We start from the raw sequence: 21,960 nt of genomic DNA, 5'->3' as shown, positions 1-21,960 counted from the left end.
TTTCTTGTGTTACGCTTTGTTAGCCACAGGTTCCGTTGTTTTCCCATTCTTTTCAAACAAATCACTTGTCACAGAATTAGATGTGACATTCTTCTGGAAGAATGGATTCAAAATCAGGATGACCACAACGTTTGCTAGTAAACCGAGAAAGCCTTCATAAAGGCCGAATGTCATTTGTGTCATATTCGCTGTAAAGGTCACGATAATTCCTACGATGAGCCCCGCAATCGTTGCTTCTCTCGATTGTTTTTTCCAGAACAAGCTGATGGCAATGGCTGGGAAAATTTGAACCATTCCAGAAACACCGATCAGCTGAAGCGTGACAAGCGCAGTCGGGAACAGCATACCGAATAAAAGAGCAAGCCCGATCACGATAAATACCATCGAACGTGTAATGATCGTTAACCGTTTAGGTGACACATTTGGATGGATTAAATCACGGTACAAATTATTGGCAAATAAATTCGATGCCCCAATGGCCATGATCGAACATGGAATGAGAGAAGCAAGTGCAATCGTTGAATACGCAAGCCCCTGCATCACGCCGCCATATGACGTCTGTATTAAATGAAGAAGAGCAAATCTTGGATTTGTATCTTCCGGTAAGACTAAAAAGGCAATGAAGCCAAGGAAGATGACCAAAATCAATACAATGTTGTAAAGAGGTAAAAACATACTGTTTTTACGGATGGCATCTGCGCTTTTTGCAGTGAAAACGCCAGTTGCTGCATGTGCCCACATAAATAATGCGAGTGCAGAAACACCTGATGCGGTAATAAACCACAAAATGCCTTTAGGCCCGCCTTCAGGAATCGTCAGAAGCTGTGGGGCTTCCTTAGCTAACGTATTCATCATTGGGGTCCAGCCGTTAAAATGAATAATCGGGAGGGAAACGACCATAAAGAGCATGATCACCCAAACAAGAATATCTTTAATAATGGCTGTATATGTAGGACCTTTAATACCACTGAAAAATGTATAAAGTGCAACTAAAATAAATGAAATGATAACAACTGCATTCACATTAATATAACTCGTTCCAGCGACAGTTAACGTATCTTGAATCCCGCTGAGCTGAAGACAAATGTATGGAATGAGCATGAGTACACCAACAATGGCAATCAAACTAGATAACAGTTTACTGTCAAATCGCTCACGTGCATAATCAGCAAGTGTTGTCAGCTTGTGATTTTTTGCAACCGTCCAAAGTTTTGGTAAGAAGAAATACGCAATAAAATAAGCAAGAACTGAATAGGGGATAGCGAAAAAAGCAACACTTCCCGCTGTATAAGCTGTACTTGTGAGCCCTAAAAAGGTATAAGCAGTATATAAGTCTGCGCCAACAAGGAACCAGACGAGAAGCCCGCCAAATTTTCTCCCGCCAACAGACCATTCTTCTACTGATTGTCTTGATGATTTATCACGACCAGCGGCAAAACCGATGACCACGACGATGAAAATGATACTTGCAGTAATCAATAAAGCTGTTAAGTTTCCTTGCATTCGTCAGTTCCTCCATTTGAATGTTGCATCCTGTAAATGATAAATGTGCAAACGGGTGTGAGTACAATCCATAGTAAGAGCCAGAAGTGGAAAAAGGGCAGCCCGATGACAAATGGATGAATACGATTCACAAAGGGGAGCAGTGCAAGCTGTCCAATGAATGGAATCGCGATGAGTAGCGCCAGTATCAGTTTTTTGTTCATGTTTTCCTCCTCTAATATTTTGTAATTTCATAATAATAGCAGTTGTCAGATTAGATCACAAGACCATTTTCAGAAAAAACAATCATTTTTATGAATATCATACTAATATAACGCTTTCATTTTTAAAAAGAGGTAAATAGTGAAGAATGAGAAAGGAAGACTTGAAAATAAGTATGGAAAAATAATATTTAGAGCAAATAAAAAAGCCCCAGCATGAAGCTGAGACTGTGCCGTTTTTTATAGGAAATCAGATACTTCTTCGATGTCAAAACGATTGCTTTTGTGAGCTTCTTTTGCTGCTTTCCCGACAGAAATCAACATCACTGGTTCGTATCGACCGCTCACATTGAATTCTTTCACGTACGCTTCTTTGCTGAAACCGCCCATTGCGCATGTATCATATCCCATTGCTTTCGCCGCAATCATTAATTGCATAGCAGCTAACGAAGCGTTTGAATACGCAGCTTCACGTGCATATTGCTCGCTTTGGTAAGCACCATTGATTTGTGTCATCAGTGTTTCTTTAATATCTTCTGTGATGAAACCTTGTTCTGCTAGCTCACTGTAGATTTTTTCACCCTTTAGATTGGCTTCAAGGTCACCTAGCACAGCAATCACAGCTGATGCTTGAGAGACTTGTTTTTGGTTGTAAGCTATTGGAAGAAGTTTTGCTTTTGATTCAGCACTATGGAAAACAGTGAAATGCCAATGCTGAAGGTTCCAAGCAGATGGTGCTTTTGTTGTGATATCAAGAAGCTCTGTTAACTCTTCTTTTGTCATTTCATGAGTTGTATCATACTCTTTTACTGAAGCTCTTTCTTTTAAAATGTCAATCGTTTTTTGATCGCTCGCCATATGGATATTTCCTCCCGTTTTTGCAAATAGTATGGTACAATAAATAAAAAAGTGAGAAACTTACTTATTGTAACTAGAGATATATTTTAAATTGTACACCGTTAGTTTGTCAAACGATTATGAAAAGAAAGGCTGAAATATATGGAATTTCAATTATGTCCAAACATTCAGCAAGCTTTTTTGCTTCTTGGCAAAAGGTGGAATGGTCTCATCATTCATGTATTGCTTGATGGTCCGAAGCGGTTTAAAGACCTGACGGACATTATTCCATCCATCAGTCAAAAAATGCTCGCAGAACGCTTAAAAGAGCTTGAGCAAGAAGGAATCATAAAGCGCACTGTACTTCCTGAAACGCCAGTCAAAGTCATCTATTGTCTAACCGAAAAAGGGAGTGCATTACATGGTGTGTTCGGAGAAGTATCGCGCTGGGCAGGGGAGTATGCTGGATCTCATGAAAAAAAGGAGCAAGCTTAGTTTTAGGTTTGCCCAAACGTTTTGTCTTCTAATGAATATGCTGATGTTAGGCACATGACAAAGGAGGAGAAAAGCATGTACCCTCATACTCCGTATTTTCGAGGCGGTGCCCCTGGCATTCCGCCATATGAATCTAGAGTCCCTTTGTTTTTTGGTTTTGGCGCTCCTTTAGTCGGCGGACTGCTTGGCGGATTTCTAGGAAGTGCGATTTTTAATTATCCTCGTCCATATTACCCGCCTCCACCACCGCCTGTTCCACCACCTTATGGCGGCGGATATCCACCATATTATTAAGAAAAAAGAGTAAGCCTGCTTCCATTTCAAAGCAGGCTTTTTATAATGGAATATCAATTTCAGAGATGCCTGGATCATCATGCTTTAAAAACATAATTTCTAAAATACCATCTTGATACGAAGCCTTCGTTCCTTTTCTTTTCACAGCAGCAGGCAGGACAACCTTCTTTTGTTTATTCTCTTCAGGAAAATGATCAATAAACAGCAGATTGGCTGTATGTTTGATTTTTACTTTTTCAGTGTTCGGACGATCGAGCTCTATTTTGACAAACACGTGATCTGTCGTCTCAAATACTTCAACATTCGGCTCTTTCTTTTTTTTATCGTCTGTCTCTCTTGCTTTCTGCTTCTGAGACAGCGGATCCTGAAAGGGGAATTGAGCAGAATAATTGGAGCCGAAAACACTTTCCATGACTTGATTGACATATTGCTCAACGTCTTTAGGGTCTGAATTTTTTAACGCTTCTTTTGAAAATTGCTTTTGAAAAGGGAATAATCGGTTCCAGTCAAACATGCAAATCATCCTTTCTAAATGCCCTGAATTAGTATATGCCCATAATGTGATGTGCGTGCTATAATATACGATAGGTTTAGAAAGGAATGGTTAGATTGAACGAACAACAATCAAAAGGTGTCTTATATACGGCTGCATCTTTTACATTATGGGGATTGTTCCCATTATATTGGAAACTGATGGAGCATATTTCGTCAGGCGAAATTTTAGCGCACAGAATCATATGGTCCTTTGTTTTTATGTGCGGTATTCTTTTATATTTAAAGCAAGTCCGTCCAGCGATGCAGACTGTGAAAGGTCTGATGATAGATGGAAAAGCACTTTTTTCATTACTTTTATCGGCTATTTTAATTTCGGTCAACTGGTATGTATACATTTGGGCTGTAAATCACGATCTGATGCTGGAAGCGAGTTTAGGGTATTATATTAATCCGCTTGTATCAGTTTTACTAGGCATCATTTTCTTAAAAGAACGACTGAATAAAATGCAAACCACCGCCATTCTCATTGCTTCAGCTGGTGTCATCATCTCAACTGTTCAGTACGGCTCATTTCCTGTCGTGGCTTTCGTATTGGCTTTTAGTTTTGGGTTTTATGGACTGATTAAAAAAAGAATGAGTTTTACGAGTGCCATTGGATTAACCATTGAAACACTGCTTCTTGCACCAGCTGCGCTTGTTTACTTATTCTTCTTCTTAAAAGAACCTGTTGTCACGATGAATCCGAGCAGCTTCGGCTCTCTTGGGCTATTATTTTTTGCAGGTGTCTTTACAGCTGTACCGCTTCTTTTATTTTCTGAAGGAGCCAAAAGAATTCCTTTATACCAAGTTGGTATTTTGCAGTATATTGCACCAACTATTACACTCTTTTTGGGGCTATTTGTGTATCACGAACACTTATCTGCAGCAAAAATCGTGACATTCCTCTGTATTTGGGTGGCGATTTTACTATTTACAACCTCGCAACTCCGAATGAAAAAAACAGCGAATTCTCATTAAAGAGACGAAGCAGTTTGCTTTTTTTTGCAGGCGGATCATGTCATAATAAGTTGTTACCAAAACTGTAGAGGTGATCACATGTCATCAGTCGATGAGCTTGCACACGCTTATCAATCTTTATGGAAAAATCGGCAGCTTGATGTAGTGGATATGACTTCATTACACGAGGCGATACGAGATGATTTGCTTGATGCACGCACCCATCCTCGCGCAAGAAAGTCATTACATCAAAAGTATGTACTCGCTGTGGAAAGAATTTTAGAAAGCACGATTGAACAGGGTCATCAACTACAGCTGATCAGCTTACATACGAAAAAGCTGCGAGAACTAATTCAAAATGAAGGAAGGAACCACTCATGAAACCAATTCAAACGGAAGATGTCACAGCACATCTTGAATCGTTTTTAAATCGGCCAGTCTTCGTTCATCTTGAAACGACAACTGGTTCTTATTCAGCTCATGTGAATGAGCAAAATATGACGGTCGTGGCGTATATCCGCAACGCAAAAGTTGTCTATTCACAGGCAAAAATAAAAGGACAAGGTCCATACCGTGTCGGAATGAAAACAGAAGATGGCTGGATTTACGCAGAAGGTTTAACCGATTACGTGTTTGATGAACAAGGTCGCCTGCTGTTAGCAGGACACCTGCCAGACGGAAAACTAGCGATCTCATTACAAATTAGTGAAACACCATTTCAGGTGTAGGAGAGAGGGGAACAGTGATGAACGAACATGTACTTGTGATGCTGCCTCACCCCGACGATGAATCCTTCGGGGTCGCAGGGCTCATCGCGCAAAGCAGAAAACGTGGAATTCCAGTGACGTATGCATGCGGGACACTTGGAGAAATGGGAAGAAATATGGGAAGTCCAACATATGCTAACCGTGAGACACTTCCTGAATTAAGAAAACAGGAATTAATCAATGCATGTAAAGAAATGGATGTCACAGACTTGCGAATGCTTGGTCTTCGAGATAAAACGTTGGAATTTGAAGATGATGAGTATTTAGCGGATGTGATGGAACACATAATTGATGAAGTGAAACCAACTCTTATTGTCACGTTTTATCCAGGTCATGGCGTACACCCTGATCATGATGCGACAGGTGAAGCGGTCATTCGTGCTCTATCCCGCAAGAAAAAAGAAGACCGTCCCGTCACATACTGCATGGCCATTACGAAAAATCGAGAAGAAGTGCTAGGAAATGCCGATATTGTGATTGATATTACGGATGTAGCCGATATCAAATTAAATGCACTAAGAGCGCATAGAACACAAACAGAAGGCATGCTAAGAGAGCTTGAACAAAAGTTGAAAAACAAAGAACCAGTCGTTCAAAAATGGTTTGATGAAGAAATTTTCTGGACGTATCAATGGAATGACTAAATGAAAGGCAGCTGACTTCAGTCAGCTGCCTTTTCCTGTTGTATCAGAATGCATACGTCTTTCAATCAACCTGAGACGAACAAATAGGACGATGGCACCTGCGGCAAGCCCAGTAATCAGCCCAACCCAATAACCAAACGCTCCAAATGAGGTATACGTGCCAATCAAGTAGCCAGCTGGAAGGCCGATGACCCAGTAAGAGACAAACGCAGCAATCAGTGTGTAATTCACATCTTTATAGCCGCGCAGAGCCCCTTGAATGGGTGCAGCGATCGCATCAGACAGCTGGAAAAAGATCGCATACATCAAAAAGTGCTGTGTCATTTGTAAAACAGCTGATTCAGTTGTATATAAACCAGCGATCTCAGGTCTAAATAACAAGATGAGTGCTGCAGTACATAATGAGAACAAAACAGCTGTTGCAATGCCAATATAGCTGTAGCTTTTTGCGTCTTTATACCGCATGGCACCGGCTTCAAAACCTACAACAATCGTTAAAGCCATTGAGATACTAAGCGGCAGGATATATAAAATAGAAGCAAAGTTCATCGCTGCTTGGTGACTGGCGATTGTCACGGTATCAAAGTGACCCATTAAGAGCGTGACAGCTGCAAAAATACTTGTTTCAAAAAAGATCGCAAACCCAATAGGAATACCGATTTTCAGTATTTGACCCATTCGGGAGACGTTAAAACGAGGTAATGTCTGAAACAACCGAAAGGATGCAAACGGTTCGGCTTTGATGACAATACAAATACTCATGATGAAAATCGCCCAATACGTCAGCGCAGATGCAAGACCTGCCCCTGCACCGCCAAGCTTTGGAAACCCAAAGTTTCCAAAAATAAAGAGATAATTTAAAACAAAATTAATAGGAAGTGCGGTTAACGTAATGAACATCGTCACTCGTGTTTTTCCTAATGCATCAATGAACGATCTCATGACTGAATAACCAAAAAGCGGGATGATTCCAATAGCAAGGAAGCTGAGAAAATGACGGGCAATAGTTTCTACGGATGGTTCAAGCCCAAGTCTCCCTAAAATAAACGGAACACACAACGATCCAATGACAATCACCACGATACTTAAAAGAAAAGATAAATAAATGGCCTGGAAGACCGCACGAGGAACGTCTTCCCTGCGGCCGCCGCCCATCAGCTGAGCCACAATAGGGGTAACAGCCATTAAAATGCCAGCGAGACCAGTATAAACAGGTGTCCAAATGCTCGAACCGATCGCTACACCTGCTAGGTCTTCTGCACTCACTTTTCCAGACATCACCGTGTCTAAAAATGTGATGAGCGAAAGACCTGCTTGTGTAATTAAAATCGGAATCAATATGGTTAAAAATTGTGCCAACTTTGCTCGAATACTATTCGTTTCTCTCATCATAAGTTCCTCTCTGAACAGAAATAACGAGAGGAATTATATCACGCTATGTAAAAAAATCAATTCTCCGTCGGATTATTTTTCTTTGAGGGCTTCGTTTTTTTGAACATTTGGGCATAAATAAAAGAAAGACTGACAACACCTAAAATGCTGCAAGCATATTGAATCACTTTTTGAATGGTCATATTGAATTCACCTCCATACAAATAGAATGTGCACAATTTGTTATTTTATGACACAAGCGAAAGAAGGAGGGACATGGTGAGATGATCAATCGCACAAATGAAGAAGCGATGTTTAAGTTAGAAATGAAATCTCATTTAACGCAAATTATGATGGATGCAAGGAAAATCGTCGATTCGCTTGACCAGACGGAACAATGCCTTCTTTGTGAACTCGAATCATTGCATGATCAGTTTAATGAAATGCATGCAGAGGCTTCCTCGTTTTATTTACAAGCATATATGGAAGAATTCACACCAGGTTTTGCTCAATTTTCTTTAGCCATTGAGAACTTATCAAAACAAAAGCATGGCGCACTGATTGTGATTCAAAGGAGAGATGAGGTGGAGGATTATATACAAAAAGGGACAAACCTCCATGCGAAAATTAGCGCATCATTAATAGAAAGCATTTTCTATCCTGGAAACCCACTTCATGATGGCGCCCTTTTAGTAAAAGAAAACACGCTTGTTTCCGCTGCAAATGTCCTGCCGCTCACCTCAAAAAAAGTCAGCCCTTCTCTAGGCACAAGACACCGGGCAGCCATTGGACTTTCTGGCATGACTGATGCCCTTGTTCTTGTTGTATCAGAAGAAACAGGGAAAATGTCGTTTGCGAAAGAAGGCGTCCTCTATCCGTTAACTGTAAAAGACCAAGAAATCAGAAAGTAAACATGAACACAGCATTCTTCATTGGGAAGGGTGCTTTTTTTATTGAGGAGAAAAAACAGGCAATTAAGTAAAAAGTCATTTGATACAGAAAAATTTGTCATGTAGAATAGAACTATGAAACTAGCAACGTGCTTGTTTTGACAAATTTCTAAACGTCAACTTAAAAATTCCTTAAAAATTGTTTATAAATACAGCAAACAGCCGATAGAAACGATATGGCTTTGTTTTAGCATTTTGAGTTTGTTGCTCTAACCTATTTAGTATTGCCCAACGTCTTCATGTCGAGTAATATAATAGAAATAAAGATAAAATAGTGCAAGAGAAGCAGAACCATTAAATGCTAAACTCAAAACTAGTACATAAGTCTTATGGAACGAAATCATGAAAGGCGGAGATTTATCTATGAAGAAAAAAGTAGTAACCGGCCTCACAGTTTCAGCGATCGCGGGCTCAGCTGTTATTGCTGCACCGGCAGAAGCACAGACGATCAAGGTGAAAAGCGGTGACTCACTTTGGAAGATTGCCGAACAGTACAACACAAGTATTTCGGAACTTCAATCTCTTAATCAATTAAAAACGACGATGATTTTTGCAGGACAAAGCTTAAAGATTCCTGGTGCAAAAAGTTCAAAATCCAGCTCATCAACAAGTTCAAAAGCAACGAAATCAAGTGCTTCAACAACATCTAGCTATACAGTCAAGCTTGGGGATTCATTATGGCTGATTGCGAAGAATCACAAAATGTCAGTTGCAAGTTTGAAAAGTTTGAACAGCTTAAACAGTGACCTTATTCGTCCTGGACAAAAGCTGAAAGTGTCTGGAACGACGAAAACGAGCGGCAGCCAGTCCTCAAATTCAAACTCAACATCTAATTCCAGCTCAAGTAACAAATCAACGAATTCTAATAGTTCGTCATCAGCATCTAGTACATATAAAGTAAAATTAGGCGATTCACTTTGGAAAATTGCCAATTCGTTAAACATGTCGATTGGTGAAATTAAAACATTGAACTCGCTAAAATCTGATATGATTTATCCAAATCAAGTATTGAAGGTAAAAGGAACGGTGACGTCAAAACCAAGTCAGCCGAAAGCACCTGCTCAATCTAGCACGCCTTCAAACAGCAATCAGTCTTCAAGTAGTAAAACCACATCTTATACGGTTAAATCAGGTGATTCATTATGGAAAATTGCGAATCAGTTTAAGGTGCAGGTTCAATCAATCCGCACAGCAAACAGCTTGAAAAGTGATGTGCTGAGAATTGGACAAGTATTAAAAATCAACGGAACAGCTTCCGGTTCAACTGGATCTAATGGTTCTACGTCAAACGGTTCAACAACACCGGTCAACAATAATAAAACTGACGTTCCAATGAATGCAAAAATCACGACAATGATTCAAGAAGGTAAAAAACTCACAGGCATTCCTTACAGATGGGGTGGCAATACACCAGCTGGATTTGATTGTAGCGGCTTTGTTTACTATCTCATTAATAAGGTTTCATCAGTATCTAGATTGAGTACAGCAGGATACTGGAATATGATGACGCCTGTCAGCACACCACAAGTTGGAGATTTTGTTTATTTCACAACGTACAAAGCAGGTCCTTCTCATATGGGACTATACCTAGGTGGAGGAGATTTCCTTCATGCAAGTGACAGCGGAGTAGGAATTTCAAACTTAAGCAATCCATATTGGAAAAAAGCCTACCTAGGCGCAAAACGTTTCTTCTAAAAAAGCCGATTTTCGGCTTTTTTTGTTTGCCCGTTGCTGTGATTGTCCATACTGATAACAAAAGGGGGCAGTCATAAATGAAAAAGTCAGTGTGGATGATCATGATATGTTTGATCTTTACCGCATCAGCATGTCATGCACCGCCGAAAAAAGAAACGACAGAAGAAACAAGAGAAGTTGCCGCACCTAAACAAGCACCAGTCACAACGTCACTCATAAACGAAAGCGGGCAAAAAATAGGGAGCATTGAAATAAGAGAATCCTCAGAAAATGGGCTGGATCTGCATGTGAAAGCGAGAGGACTGCCGCCAGGTCCTCACGGCTTTCATATTCATGAAACAGGAATATGTGAAACGCCAGATTTTGAAACGGCGGGGGCTCACTTTAATCCGACCCATAGAGAGCATGGCTTCGACAACCCAAAGGGTCACCATGCTGGAGATATGCCTAATTTAGAGGTAGGGGCAGATGGACAAATTGATGTTGTCGTGAATGTACCAGATGTGACGTTAAAGGGAGGCCCAAATCAATTAATCGATCAAAACGGGCGAAGTTTTATCATCCATGCAGAAGCAGATGATTACTTAAGCAACCCTTCTGGCAACTCAGGGAAACGCATTGCTTGCGGAGCCATCACAAAAGAAATGGTAAAATAACAGAAGACGAACCTTTATGTATTGAGTGCATAAAGGTTTTTTTAGTATACTTGGTGAGGAAAATGATCGAAGAGAGGAATTAATCATATATGTTTAACCAACCATCACTCCCAGAAGAAATTCAAGCAATGATCGAAGCAAAAGGAAAAGTTCTCGAAGAAGAATTTCGTCCGCTTATCGGAACAGGCGGCTATGAATCACAAGATACGTCTATTATTCAAGATGCCATGATTGCACTTGCCCTAGGAAAAAATGTTCTGTTAAAAGGACCGACGGGCTCAGGTAAAACCAAACTAGCAGAAACTTTATCTGCGTTCTTTCAACAGCCGATGCACAGTGTAAACTGCTCAGTTGACCTTGATGCAGAAAGTCTTATTGGCTATAAAACCATCCATAATGATGGACAAGTTGCTTCTATAGAATTCATTGAAGGACCCGTTACAAAAGCAATGAAAAAAGGACACCTTTTATATATTGATGAAATCAACATGGCAAAACCAGAAACACTGCCTATTTTAAACGGTGTGCTTGATTACAGAAAAATGATGACAAACCCATTTACAGGTGAAGTCGTTAGAGCAGAAGAAGGTTTTGGCGTGATTGCAGCAATCAATGAGGGATATGTGGGGACAGTGCCGCTCAATGAAGCGCTGAAAAACCGTTTTGTCGCCATTGAAGTTCCTTACATTGGCGGTGGCATTTTAAAAGAAGTACTGCACACTCAATCCGTATTAAAGGATGAGCGTTTAATCGATCAATTCGTACAGCTCTCATCAGATCTCATCGTCCAAGCACACAATGGACAGGTCAGTGAAGAAGCCGCATCCATTCGCGCACTGTTAGACACATGTGATCTTGCGCAATATATTCCGCCGCTTCGTGCAATTGAACGAGGAATTGTAGAGAAGCTAGAAGATGACCGGGAAAAAGCAGCGGTAAGAAATATCGCTCAAACATTATTCGAGTGAGGTTCTGACTTTTGAAATTCATCAAATTTAATGACAGCAGAATCGATTCATTTCTATTTATGGAATTAACGGATTTAGCCAAAACACTTGCCAAAAGTGATGATGTGGAGCTTGAATACGGTGTTCAATCGTACTATGAACCGTTTGAAAAGAAAATTTTCATCAGCCATTTTTGGGATGATCGTCATCAAGAGGATATGATGGCAGGCCTAAAAAGTGATGTGTTTCTGCGAGCAGTAGGGACAGTGTATAGCGATCTTACAGTATTTGAAGACATCATTCGCTATGCCCACACATTATCCATTCCTGATGTGTGCAAACAATTGTTTATGCTGTTTGAAGATATCCGCATTGAAGAGCGGATTAAACGTGACCGCCCAGGAACAAAAAAGGTATTTAAACGAAGAAGAGAGCTTTACAGACGTCACTTTAAAACACAATTAACGATTAACCAAGAGCGTAGTATTTTAACAGATGCACTCTTTTGTGCGATATACGTGAAGCTGACAGCCGAATCTCCGCTTGAAGAAATTCCACCCCTTCATGAGCGGATAGATCCAATGATTCCGTTTATTGAGTCGAGTCTTGAACGTGTATATGACGCACGCTCGACATCTGATATCGCCACTATTGTGAAGGAATTGACAGAAGGCTTCGATGAGCTCCTTGAAAAGGATATGCTGAATACATACTTCTTCTTCCCAGAATTGGACTATGAAAAAGCGGCAAAAGAACCGCTTTTCCATGACCTCAAAAGAAAGCCTAAATTAAGTGAGGATATAAAAGTCGATCGGGAAAAAGAGGGGGATGAAGACATCCATAATGAATATATGGAAGTATGGCATAGAGAAACGGAAGCACCATCTAAAAGTTTCCTTCAATTTGATTTAGAACACGGTGGTAAAAGCGATCTCGGTAAAGATGCGGCAAGAGAAGGTGACGATGGAGATCAGGCGCTTGGAACGGTTCAAGGTTCAGCCAAACAAACCCATCGAAAAGACTATTCAAAGCTTGAAGCACTAGAAGAGGCAGAAGGAGAAGAAAGCGGGGCAGATGCGCATGAGAATGGAAAAGAAAACAAATTTGCATTTCCAGTCATGATTTCACCAGAACCTCCTTCACCAGAGCAAATAGATGTGTACAAGCAGCACGCAAAGGCAATCGAGCCTTATCAGAAACGCTTAAAACAAATGATTCAAAAAACACTTGAGCATAAAAAATCATGGCCAAAAACAGATCTTCATGCAGGACGTCTCAGTAAAAAGCTCATTCGTTATTTTACAGAGTCCAACCCTCGACTATTTTATAAAAAACAAGCGCCATCTTCTCAAATTGATGCTGTGTTCACTTTATTAGTTGACTGTTCTGCAAGTATGTTTGACAAAATGGATGAGACAAAAAAAGGGATTGTTCTGTTTCATGAAGCTTTAAAATCAGTGCAGGTACCTCATCAAATTGTAGGGTTCTGGGAAGATACAAATGACGCAACTGAAACAAGTCAGCCGAACTACTTTAACACCGTCGTATCGTTCAAAGATTCCTTATTTGACGCAGGACCATCCATTATGTCACTTGAGCCAGAAGAGGATAACCGGGATGGATATGCGATTCGCCAAATGACAAAAATGATTTTAAAACGAAGAGAAGAGCAAAAGTTCCTCATTGTTTTCTCAGACGGAGAGCCGGCTGCATTCAGCTACGAACAAAATGGGATCGTGGATACACATGAAGCGGTTCTCGAAGCGAGAAAAAAGGGAATTGAAGTGATCAATGTGTTTTTATCCAATTCTCCGATTGAAGAGGCGCAGATGAAAACGATCCAAGATATGTATGGCAAGTTCAGCATTTTTGTACCGGATGTCGATACATTGCCAGATGTGCTATATCCATTACTCAAGAAATTGCTGCATAAAAGCATTGGGGCATAAGGTTTTGCCCCTTTCTTTAAAATATTTTTCGGAATGATTTAAATTTTTTGTTTTTCTTTGAATTTTTTATCTTTAATTGAACAAAGAATGTAGAAAGTAATCCGAAACAGTGGTAGAATATGATTGGAAGCGTTTTATTACATAAATTTGGTCATTGTGTTCTGGAAGTTATATCGAGATAGTGTTCAATCACTTGATGATCAAAGTTGGGGGTAGTGTTCAAAATGTTTCAAAATGATGTGAAACAACCGTTGAGTTGGGAAGAATTTCATGGTCCGAACCTCGGCTACGTGCTCGAGCTCTACGATCAATATGTCCAGGATCCTACTAGTGTTGATGAAGACATAAGAGGCATATTTGATGAACTTGGTGCACCACCGAGTGAAATGAAGGAGGAAATTGGGAAAAAAGAAAATAGCGTAGTTACTTCTGAACAAATCCAAAAGATAGCATCAGTCGTTAAACTGGCAGAAGACATCAGAACGTATGGCCATTTAAATGCTTCCGTCAATCCTCTTCGCAAAGAAAAGGAATTACAAGAGCTGTTTCCATTAAAGGAATACGGTTTAACTGAAGAAGACGTTAAGAATATTCCAATATCAATTATTAGTCCAGATGCACCTAAACACATTTCAAACGGCATAGAAGCCATTAACCATTTGAGAAATACGTATAAGCGTACCATTTCATTTGAGTTTGATCATGTACATGACTTCGAAGAGCGCAACTGGCTCTCTAAATCTATTGAGTCTGGTGAATTATTTAAGAAAAAACCAGCAGATAAACTAGTTTCTGTACTCAAAAGATTAACAGAAGTCGAGCAATTTGAGCAGTTCCTTCATAAAACATTTGTTGGACAAAAGCGTTTTTCTATAGAAGGATTAGACGCACTTGTTCCAGTACTTGATGAAATTATATCCGAGTCTGTTACACAAGGGACTTCAAATATTAACATTGGAATGGCACATAGAGGCCGTTTAAATGTATTAGCACATGTGTTAGGAAAGCCATATGAGATCATTTTCTCAGAATTCCAGCATGCGCCTAATAAAGAGCTTGTACCATCAGAAGGCTCTATCGGCATCAGCTACGGATGGACAGGGGATGTAAAATATCATCTCGGTGCTGACCGCCAAATCAAAGATGAAGATACAAAGAGTGCAAGAGTCACACTTGCCAATAACCCAAGTCACTTGGAATTTATTGATCCGATTATTGAAGGAAGCACTCGTGCTGCTCAAGAATCGCGTACTCAAAAAGGCTATCCAGTTCAAGACGTTGAAAAAGCGTTAGCCATCTTAATTCATGGGGATGCTGCATTTCCTGGAGAGGGAATTGTCGCAGAAACATTAAATTTAAGTCAATTAGTCGGCTATCAAGTGGGGGGAACGATCCATATCATTGCCAACAATATGATTGGATTTACCACAGAAAGCAATGAATCTCGTTCAACGAAATACGCTAGTGACCTTGCAAAAGGTTTCGAGATTCCAATTGTTCACGTCAATGCAGACGATCCAGAAGCTTGTTTAGCAGCTGTTCAGCTGGCGGTAGAATACCGTAAACGGTTTAAAAAGGATTTCTTAATTGACTTGATTGGCTACCGCAGATATGGCCATAACGAAATGGATGAGCCTTCTACTACTCAGCCAATGCTGTACGATGCGGTCAGAAAGCACAAAACGGTCAAGAATATCTTCGCAGATAAGCTTGTCACTGAGGGCCTTCTGTCAAAAGAACAAAGAGAAGAAATTGAGCAGGCTGTCACGGCAAAAATTGAAGAAGCTTATAAAAAAGTACCTTCAAAGAAAGAACATACGATTCAAGAAATCGAACTGCCAGAGCCTGTATCTAACGGCTTCCCTGCAGTTGATACATCTGTAGAGTTTGATGTATTAAGAAAGCTGAATGAAGAATTAATTAGCTGGCCGAAAGACTTCCAAGTATTCGGTAAGCTAAAGCGGATCCTTGAAAAACGTGCAAAAGTGTTTACAGATGATCGCAAAGTGGAATGGTCACTTGGTGAAGCACTGGCATTTGCATCTATATTAAAAGACGGTACGCCGATTCGAATGACCGGACAGGATTCTGAGCGAGGCACATTTGCTCAAAGAAACCTTGTTCTTCACGACAGTCAAACGGGTGATGAATTCATTGCTCTTCATGAACTGAGTGATGCAAATGCATCATTTACAGTCCATAATAGTCCACTGTCAGAAGGCTCTGTCATCGGGTTTGAATATGGTTATAATGTCTATTCTCCTGAAACATTAGTGATTTGGGAAGCTCAATTTGGAGACTTCGCAAATGCGGCTCAAGTGTATTTTGATCAATTTATTTCAGCAGGCCGCGCCAAGTGGGGACAAAAGTCAGGGCTTGTGATGCTCTTGCCACATGGATATGAAGGACAAGGTCCAGAACATTCTAGTGGAAGAACAGAACGCTTCTTGCAATCAGCTGCTGAGAATAACTGGACAGTTGCGAACCTGACAAGTGCAGCTCAATACTTCCATATTCTTAGAAGACAGGCGAAAATGCTGCTTCGTGAAGAGATTCGTCCTCTTGTCATCATGACACCGAAGAGTCTGCTTCGAAACCCGAACACATTATCCGAAGTCCAAGAACTAACAGATGGACAGTTCCGTCCAGTTCTTGAACAGCCGGGCCTTGTGCATGATCATGAAAAAGTAACACGCCTTGTGCTATCGAGCGGGAAGGTATCGATCGATATTAGTGATCGTTTTACTCAAATGGAAGACTCAAAAGATTGGCTTCATATTGCGAGAGTGGAACAATTATATCCATTCCCAGCCAAAGATATTAAAGCCATTTTATCAAAACTGTCGAACTTAGAAGAAATCGTATGGGTGCAAGAAGAACCGCAAAATATGGGCGCTTGGGGATATATTGAGCCATATTTACGTGAAATTGCATCTGAAAAAGTAAAAGTACGTTACATCGGCCGCAGAAGACGTTCAAGTACGGCTGAGGGTGATCCAACTGTTCATAAAAAAGAACAAGAACGAATTGTATCTGATAGCTTGACTCGCAAAAACTAAGGGGGAAATGAAAAATGGCGGAAATTAAAGTACCTGAACTAGCGGAATCAATCTCGGAAGGAACAATTGCTCAATGGCTAAAACAGCCGGGCGATTATGTTGAGCAGGGGGAATACCTGTTAGAACTTGAAACAGATAAAGTCAATGTCGAATTGACAGCTGAAGAATCTGGTGTTCTAAAAGAAGTACTGAAAGATTCTGGTGACACTGTCCAAGTTGGAGAAGTCATCGGAACGATTGCAGCAGGTGAAGCTGGCGGAAGCGAGTCCGCAGCTCCAGCACCTGAGCAAGATTCTGCACCAGCTTCGAAAGAAGAACCAGCAGCTGAACAAAAAGAAGAGGCAGCAAAAGAAGAGCCGAAATCTGGTAATGGCAGAACGATCGCTTCTCCAGCAGCTAGAAAACTAGCAAGAGAGAAGGGGTTAGACTTATCTGAGATTCCAACCGCAGATCCGCTGGGCAGGGTACGAAAGCAGGATGTAGCTTCTTACCAAAAGAATGAAGCTCCTGCAAGTGCACCGAAAGCCGCGCCAAAAGCAAATGCTGCGGTGCAAAATGATCAAGCAGGGAAACCAGTTGAGCGTGAAAAAATGTCACGCCGCAGACAAACCATTGCAAAACGTTTAGTGGAAGTTCAACAAACGGCAGCGATGCTGACAACATTTAATGAAGTCGATATGACAGCTGTCATGGATTTAAGAAAGCGTCGCAAAGATGCCTTCCTTGAACAAAACGATGTGAAACTGGGCTTCATGTCCTTCTTCACAAAAGCAGTGGTAGCAGCACTTAAAAAATATCCACTTCTCAACGCAGAAATTCAAGGTGATGAGCTTGTCATTAAAAAATTCTATGACATCGGTATTGCTGTAGCCGCCAATGAAGGGCTTGTGGTACCAGTTGTCCGTGATGCAGATAGACTATCATTTGCAGGAATTGAAAAAGAAATCGGTCATCTTGCGAAAAAAGCAAGAGATAACAAATTATCGCTCAATGAATTACAAGGTGGATCATTCACGATCACAAACGGAGGAACATTTGGTTCTCTGCTTTCAACACCAATTTTAAACAGTCCTCAAGTTGGAATTTTAGGTATGCATAAAATTCAGCTTCGTCCTGTTGCAATTGATGAAGAACGCTTTGAAAACCGTCCAATGATGTATTTAGCTCTTTCATACGACCACCGTATTGTCGATGGTAAAGAAGCTGTTGGGTTCCTTGTCACGATTAAAAATCTACTTGAAGATCCTGAACAGCTATTGCTTGAAGGATAATCGAAAGAAAAAGCTAGTACCGATGAGGGTACTAGCTTTTTTGGTCTTTATTTTCTGAGTAGCCTCTTTTTGACCAAAATGTTGCCAGCCAAGAGCCAGATAAATTATGCCATACGCTAAAAATGGCACTGGGGACGGCGGCAAGTGGAGAAAAATGTGCGGTTGCAAGGGCTGCGCCAAGTCCAGAATTTTGCATCCCTACTTCTATTGAAATTGCTCGTTGAGAAGGAATGTCCATTTTACACCATTTTGCAATGAGGTAACCCAATAATAGACCAAGAGCATTATGTAAAACAACAACGGCAAAAATAAGCAGTCCAGATTGCAATATCTGTTCTTTATTTGCGCTGACAACAGCTGCGATGATGGCGACAATGCCAGCAACAGATACAAGTGGAAGTGCTTGTACAGCATACGTCACTTGTTTTTTAAAAAACAATTTGACGATAACCCCTAAAATAATCGGAATTAAGACAACTTGGACAATCGACAAAAACAAAGCACCCGGTGATACAGATAACCAAGATTTTGCAAAAATATAAATAAAAACAGGGGTCAAAATGGGAGCAAGTAGGGTCGAGATCGTTGTCACGGCAACAGATAAGGCCGTATTTCCTTTCGCCAAAAAGGTCATTACATTGGATGCAGTCCCGCCTGGACAGCAGCCGACGAGAATGACACCAACAGCGATTTCAGAAGGCAAATGTAACCCATAGGCCAATAAAAATGCAATGAGTGGCATCAGTGTATACTGCGCTAAAACCCCGATCAATACATAAAGAGGCTTTCTAAAAAGCTCTTTAAAATCTTCAGAAGACAGCGTCAGCCCCATGCCAAACATAATAATGCCAAGTAAAAAAGGGATATAAGGTCCAATCAAAGAAAATGCCGCAGGAAAAGTAAAACCTAGACAAGCAAAGACAATGACCCATATAGCGAATGTTCTTCCTGCAAAGTGACTAATGTGTAAAAGGGTGTTCATACTATCTTTCAACTCTCTTTCTTTTCATATCTTTTCTATTTTAAATGAATTTTCTGAAAAAACAACCTATGATTTTGTAATGGGTGTTCATAATATTATTATGTAAACTAATATAAACCCACATAGTAAATGAACTATGTGGAGTATGCGATCAAAAAGGTGTCCATTTCACTTGTTGAGCCTGTTTTAGTCTTGCTTCTGGCTCACGCCAGTCAACGACATTCCACCACCGGTCTACATATTGCGCCTTTTCATTTCGATATTGGAGGTAATAGGCATGCTCCCACACATCAAGAGCAAGAAGGGGGATGATGTCCCATTGTGAGAGAAACTGATGACGCTCTGCTTGTAAAATGTCTAAACGCTGAGATCGAGGGGACCATACAAGAATCGCCCATCCGACACCTTCTACTTGTTTGGCAGCAGCTGAAAAATGTGACTTGAACGCCTCATAGCTGCCAAATGATTGATCAATGAGACGAAGCATTTGACCAGTAGGTTTTCTTTTCCCTGAAGGACTCATGGAAAACCAAAAGATACAATGTAAATAATGTCCTGCCCCATGAAAGGCAAGCTCACGTTCCCAATGCTTGATCATGGTAAAGTCGTTGGTTCTTCTTGCTTTTTTTAGCGCAAGTTCAGCTTGATTTAGACCATCAACATAAGTTTGATGATGCTTTTGATGGTGCAAGTACATAATTTCTTTTGAAATATAAGGTTCGAGCGCGTCATACCGATAAGGCAGTGGTGGTAACTGATGATTTCCAGCTGCTACATCGCGCACTTCTTCGTGTGGATGCTGCATGTCTTCTGCAATCCTTTCGGCTAGTTCGTACCATTCTTGTTCACTGGAATCATCATCCTCCATTTTGAGTCGTAAATGTTCCACTTTTCGATGGATATTATCATCTTGCCACACATGTTGAATCGTGCTGAGCCACTCTTTGAGCTGTGAGCGATATTCTTCTTTATTCATGTATACGCCTCATTTCCTCTAAAAATGTAGAACAAGCCATCATCGGAAACACAAATGGGTAGCTATGATAGGTGATGTAAAATTGTTTTGGCAGTCCAATGCCGACCGGATAGTACATGGCTTCTTCAGTATGGTGATGGTTCACTAAAAAGTAGACAGCTTTCAAAATGGCTGCGTTATTTGCTTTCTCATATTGGAGGAGCGCCTCTGTCGCCCATGCGGTTTGAACCACTGTGCCAAAGGGAAGCGGGACATAGGTTTTCAGTTCTGCACTTTTACACGATTCTCCGAAACTGCCATCTTCAAGCTGAATCTGCTTTAGGAAACGGCACGCTTTTTGCACAGCAGGGTGTGAGGAGGGAATGCCAGCCGCTTTCAGTCCTGTTAACGCTGCCCAAGTTCCATAAATATAACAAACACCCCATCTGCCAAACCATGATCCGTTTTTCTCCTGGTGGTCAATGAGCCATTTTACACATCGATCTTTTTGCCTGAGAATCGTGGGTGAAGCAGTATCTTTTTCTTCTAAACCAATCAAATGGAGCACACGACCAGTAATATCAGGAGTTGACGGATCAATCGCCGCATCCTCCGCAGATTCAAGCGGAAGGTGACGAAGCAGAAAGTGATCTTGATTTTTTTCGAAAGCAGAAAAGCCGCCATCACGGTTTTGCATGGAGAGAAGCCAGTCATATCCTCGTTTCCACTGAAGTGGAGCGTATTCCTTTGGGAGCGCTTTTAACACAATTTGCGTGTCATCACAATCAGGATTATTCGTATTGATATGTGAGAAACCAAAGCCCCCGGGAGCAGCATGACGGTTATGAACTGCCCAATCCGCTTTCTTCATTTGCTGCCGGTCTATCAAATAGGTGAAGGAATTCATGATCATGGGATCTTCTCGTTTTCTTCCTGCTCTTTGAGAAGCGTAACTGACAAGCGCTGTATCCCACACAGTCGAGGTGGAATTCTCAGCATATATCTTGCCTTGACAGGAGGTGACGAGCTTTTTCATACCTCTGACTGCTTTTTGGATGAGATGATGTCCAGGGGAGTACCCAAGGCTCATGAGGGCATAGACCATAAAGATGGTTGCACTTAAGTAACTGTACAGCGTCCCATCTTTTTCAAGACGGTCAAACATGTATCGCTTTGCCGCTTCATATCCGAAAAAGTCGAGCCGGCTGTCGAGGGCTGTATATGACCGCATATACATGAGGAAGTCATCAGTCGAACGTTCTTCTCTTGCCATAAACCAGTCAAATGGATTTTTAGACATGTTTTCATCAAGATGGGCTAATGATGGAAACGCAGCATGAGAGGTATACCGTTTGTTCAGTGCGATCATCATGGGTACAAAATGAATCCTTGCATAGGCACTAAGGTGGTAGAAGTGTAGCGGAAAAGACGTAGGGATGAGTAAAAAGGAAAGAGGTGCATAGAAGTAGGGCCAAGGGTGCATGCCATTTACGGCAAGCATCCACTTTGTCATAAAATGAACGTTCTTTAGGCCACCTTTTGAGCGAATATATTGTGCTGCTTTTTCCATATGGGGCTCGTCTTTTTGAAATCTGCCAGATGCGAGCATTCCGCAATAACCTTGTACTGTAGCTGTGAGATGTCCTGACTGGTCATGATACAAAGAAAAGGAACCATCTTCATTTTGTTTGGCATGTATTGCTTCGGCCAATTGATGGATCAATTGCTGATCGGGGTCACCAACGGCTTTTAACAGCATAATGAAAAAAGCATTTGTCATCATAGGTCCTTCAAAGCAGAAAATAAATGCGCCATCTTCTCTTTGTCTGCGTTCTACCTGCATGTGCAGTTCATCGATATATTCGTTGACTCTCGTTTTAAAATCTTGCATTCG

The 21,960-nt window shown here is 40.9% G+C and carries 22 protein-coding genes; 13 read left to right on the top strand and 9 right to left on the bottom strand.

All coding sequences use genetic code 11. The features are described from left to right. Positions 1 to 9 precede the first annotated feature (9 nt). From FXF70_RS05265 to FXF70_RS05255, 3 genes are all read right to left on the bottom strand, one after another. Positions 10 to 1,503: a sodium:solute symporter family protein gene (locus tag FXF70_RS05265; RefSeq protein WP_148779955.1), complete on the bottom strand. Its 1,494-nt coding sequence runs from the start codon at positions 1,501 to 1,503 to the stop codon at positions 10 to 12. Beyond that, positions 1,488 to 1,706 carry a DUF3311 domain-containing protein gene (locus FXF70_RS05260; RefSeq protein WP_017359680.1) on the bottom strand — a complete coding sequence of 73 codons (219 nt, stop codon included), beginning with the start codon at positions 1,704 to 1,706 and terminating at the stop codon, positions 1,488 to 1,490. Before FXF70_RS05260 ends, FXF70_RS05265 begins: the two co-directional genes overlap by 16 nt. 237 nt (positions 1,707 to 1,943) lie before the next feature. Further along, positions 1,944 to 2,561: a nitroreductase family protein gene (locus FXF70_RS05255; RefSeq protein ID WP_017359679.1), complete on the bottom strand. Its 618-nt coding sequence runs from the start codon at positions 2,559 to 2,561 to the stop codon at positions 1,944 to 1,946. Between the two features lie 141 nt (positions 2,562 to 2,702). On the opposite strand from FXF70_RS05255, the gene FXF70_RS05250 reads away from it, so the two are divergent. Then, positions 2,703 to 3,035: a winged helix-turn-helix transcriptional regulator gene (locus tag FXF70_RS05250; RefSeq protein WP_017359678.1), complete on the top strand. Its 333-nt coding sequence runs from the start codon at positions 2,703 to 2,705 to the stop codon at positions 3,033 to 3,035. A 75-nt stretch (positions 3,036 to 3,110) separates the two neighbouring features. Beyond that, the gene (locus FXF70_RS05245; protein WP_003215921.1) at positions 3,111 to 3,329 is read left to right on the top strand and encodes a hypothetical protein; all 219 of its coding nucleotides are present in this window, start codon (positions 3,111 to 3,113) and stop codon (positions 3,327 to 3,329) included. A 40-nt stretch (positions 3,330 to 3,369) separates the two neighbouring features. On the opposite strand, the gene FXF70_RS05240 is transcribed toward FXF70_RS05245, so the two are convergent. Continuing rightward, positions 3,370 to 3,843 carry an Hsp20/alpha crystallin family protein gene (locus FXF70_RS05240; protein WP_046526872.1) on the bottom strand — a complete coding sequence of 158 codons (474 nt, stop codon included), beginning with the start codon at positions 3,841 to 3,843 and terminating at the stop codon, positions 3,370 to 3,372. Positions 3,844 to 3,929: 86 nt separating this feature from the next. Here FXF70_RS05240 and rarD point away from each other — a divergent pair, with 86 nt between their 5' ends. From rarD to bshB2, 4 genes are all read left to right on the top strand, one after another. Next, positions 3,930 to 4,841, top strand: a complete 912-nt coding sequence (rarD, locus tag FXF70_RS05235) for an EamA family transporter RarD (RefSeq protein WP_262368781.1) — start codon at positions 3,930 to 3,932, stop codon at positions 4,839 to 4,841. 78 nt (positions 4,842 to 4,919) lie between these two features. Continuing rightward, entirely contained in the window at positions 4,920 to 5,201 is a 282-nt protein-coding gene (locus FXF70_RS05230) for a hypothetical protein (protein ID WP_008346472.1), read from the top strand. After that, positions 5,198 to 5,548, top strand: a complete 351-nt coding sequence (locus FXF70_RS05225) for a YojF family protein (RefSeq protein WP_008346474.1) — start codon at positions 5,198 to 5,200, stop codon at positions 5,546 to 5,548. The genes FXF70_RS05230 and FXF70_RS05225 overlap by 4 nt, the downstream gene beginning before the upstream one ends. A gap of 17 nt (positions 5,549 to 5,565) precedes the next feature. Beyond that, positions 5,566 to 6,231: a bacillithiol biosynthesis deacetylase BshB2 gene (bshB2, locus tag FXF70_RS05220; RefSeq protein ID WP_148779953.1), complete on the top strand. Its 666-nt coding sequence runs from the start codon at positions 5,566 to 5,568 to the stop codon at positions 6,229 to 6,231. A gap of 21 nt (positions 6,232 to 6,252) precedes the next feature. Here bshB2 and FXF70_RS05215 read toward each other — a convergent pair whose 3' ends face one another. Next, on the bottom strand, positions 6,253 to 7,620 hold the full coding sequence (locus FXF70_RS05215) for an MATE family efflux transporter (RefSeq protein ID WP_019743266.1): 1,368 nt from the start codon (positions 7,618 to 7,620) through the stop codon (positions 6,253 to 6,255). Positions 7,621 to 7,679: 59 nt separating this feature from the next. Continuing rightward, on the bottom strand, positions 7,680 to 7,805 hold the full coding sequence (locus FXF70_RS19185; RefSeq protein WP_003215647.1) for a hypothetical protein: 126 nt from the start codon (positions 7,803 to 7,805) through the stop codon (positions 7,680 to 7,682). Between the two features lie 81 nt (positions 7,806 to 7,886). Between FXF70_RS19185 and cdaS the strand changes: the two genes are divergently transcribed. The 7 genes from cdaS (at position 7,887) to odhB (ending at position 18,129) form a co-directional block, all read left to right on the top strand. After that, positions 7,887 to 8,513 (top strand): sporulation-specific diadenylate cyclase CdaS, encoded by a 627-nt coding sequence (gene cdaS, locus FXF70_RS05210; protein ID WP_024718575.1) that lies wholly within the window; start codon positions 7,887 to 7,889, stop codon positions 8,511 to 8,513. A 402-nt stretch (positions 8,514 to 8,915) separates the two neighbouring features. Next, on the top strand, positions 8,916 to 10,247 hold the full coding sequence (locus FXF70_RS05205) for a C40 family peptidase (protein ID WP_041091286.1): 1,332 nt from the start codon (positions 8,916 to 8,918) through the stop codon (positions 10,245 to 10,247). Positions 10,248 to 10,324: 77 nt separating this feature from the next. Beyond that, complete coding sequence (locus FXF70_RS05200) at positions 10,325 to 10,903, top strand: superoxide dismutase family protein (RefSeq protein WP_072368418.1); 579 nt, start codon at positions 10,325 to 10,327, stop codon at positions 10,901 to 10,903. 89 nt (positions 10,904 to 10,992) lie between these two features. Then, positions 10,993 to 11,871, top strand: coding sequence for an ATP-binding protein (locus FXF70_RS05195; RefSeq protein ID WP_148779952.1), 879 nt, complete (start codon positions 10,993 to 10,995; stop codon positions 11,869 to 11,871). Between the two features lie 11 nt (positions 11,872 to 11,882). Beyond that, positions 11,883 to 13,799, top strand: a complete 1,917-nt coding sequence (locus tag FXF70_RS05190; protein WP_048002258.1) for a vWA domain-containing protein — start codon at positions 11,883 to 11,885, stop codon at positions 13,797 to 13,799. A 224-nt stretch (positions 13,800 to 14,023) separates the two neighbouring features. Further along, positions 14,024 to 16,858: a 2-oxoglutarate dehydrogenase E1 component gene (gene sucA / locus FXF70_RS05185; protein WP_035703265.1), complete on the top strand. Its 2,835-nt coding sequence runs from the start codon at positions 14,024 to 14,026 to the stop codon at positions 16,856 to 16,858. A gap of 14 nt (positions 16,859 to 16,872) precedes the next feature. Further along, a complete protein-coding gene (gene odhB, locus FXF70_RS05180; RefSeq protein WP_007500721.1) occupies positions 16,873 to 18,129 on the top strand; it encodes a 2-oxoglutarate dehydrogenase complex dihydrolipoyllysine-residue succinyltransferase in 1,257 nt (418 codons plus the stop codon). A gap of 31 nt (positions 18,130 to 18,160) precedes the next feature. On the opposite strand, the gene FXF70_RS05175 is transcribed toward odhB, so the two are convergent. From FXF70_RS05175 to FXF70_RS05165, 3 genes are all read right to left on the bottom strand, one after another. Beyond that, positions 18,161 to 19,111 (bottom strand): bile acid:sodium symporter family protein, encoded by a 951-nt coding sequence (locus tag FXF70_RS05175; RefSeq protein WP_148779951.1) that lies wholly within the window; start codon positions 19,109 to 19,111, stop codon positions 18,161 to 18,163. A 151-nt stretch (positions 19,112 to 19,262) separates the two neighbouring features. Continuing rightward, positions 19,263 to 20,087: a superoxide dismutase gene (locus FXF70_RS05170; protein ID WP_007500719.1), complete on the bottom strand. Its 825-nt coding sequence runs from the start codon at positions 20,085 to 20,087 to the stop codon at positions 19,263 to 19,265. Next, positions 20,080 to 21,957: a terpene cyclase/mutase family protein gene (locus tag FXF70_RS05165; RefSeq protein WP_148779950.1), complete on the bottom strand. Its 1,878-nt coding sequence runs from the start codon at positions 21,955 to 21,957 to the stop codon at positions 20,080 to 20,082. Before FXF70_RS05165 ends, FXF70_RS05170 begins: the two co-directional genes overlap by 8 nt. Between the last annotated feature and the right edge of the window lie 3 nt (positions 21,958 to 21,960).

The organism is Bacillus sp. Y3, assembly GCF_008123875.1.
Lineage (GTDB): Bacteria > Bacillota > Bacilli > Bacillales > Bacillaceae > Bacillus > Bacillus altitudinis.
The sequence above is the reverse complement of the archived record's forward strand: the minus strand, read 5'-3'. Positions and strand labels throughout refer to the sequence as shown.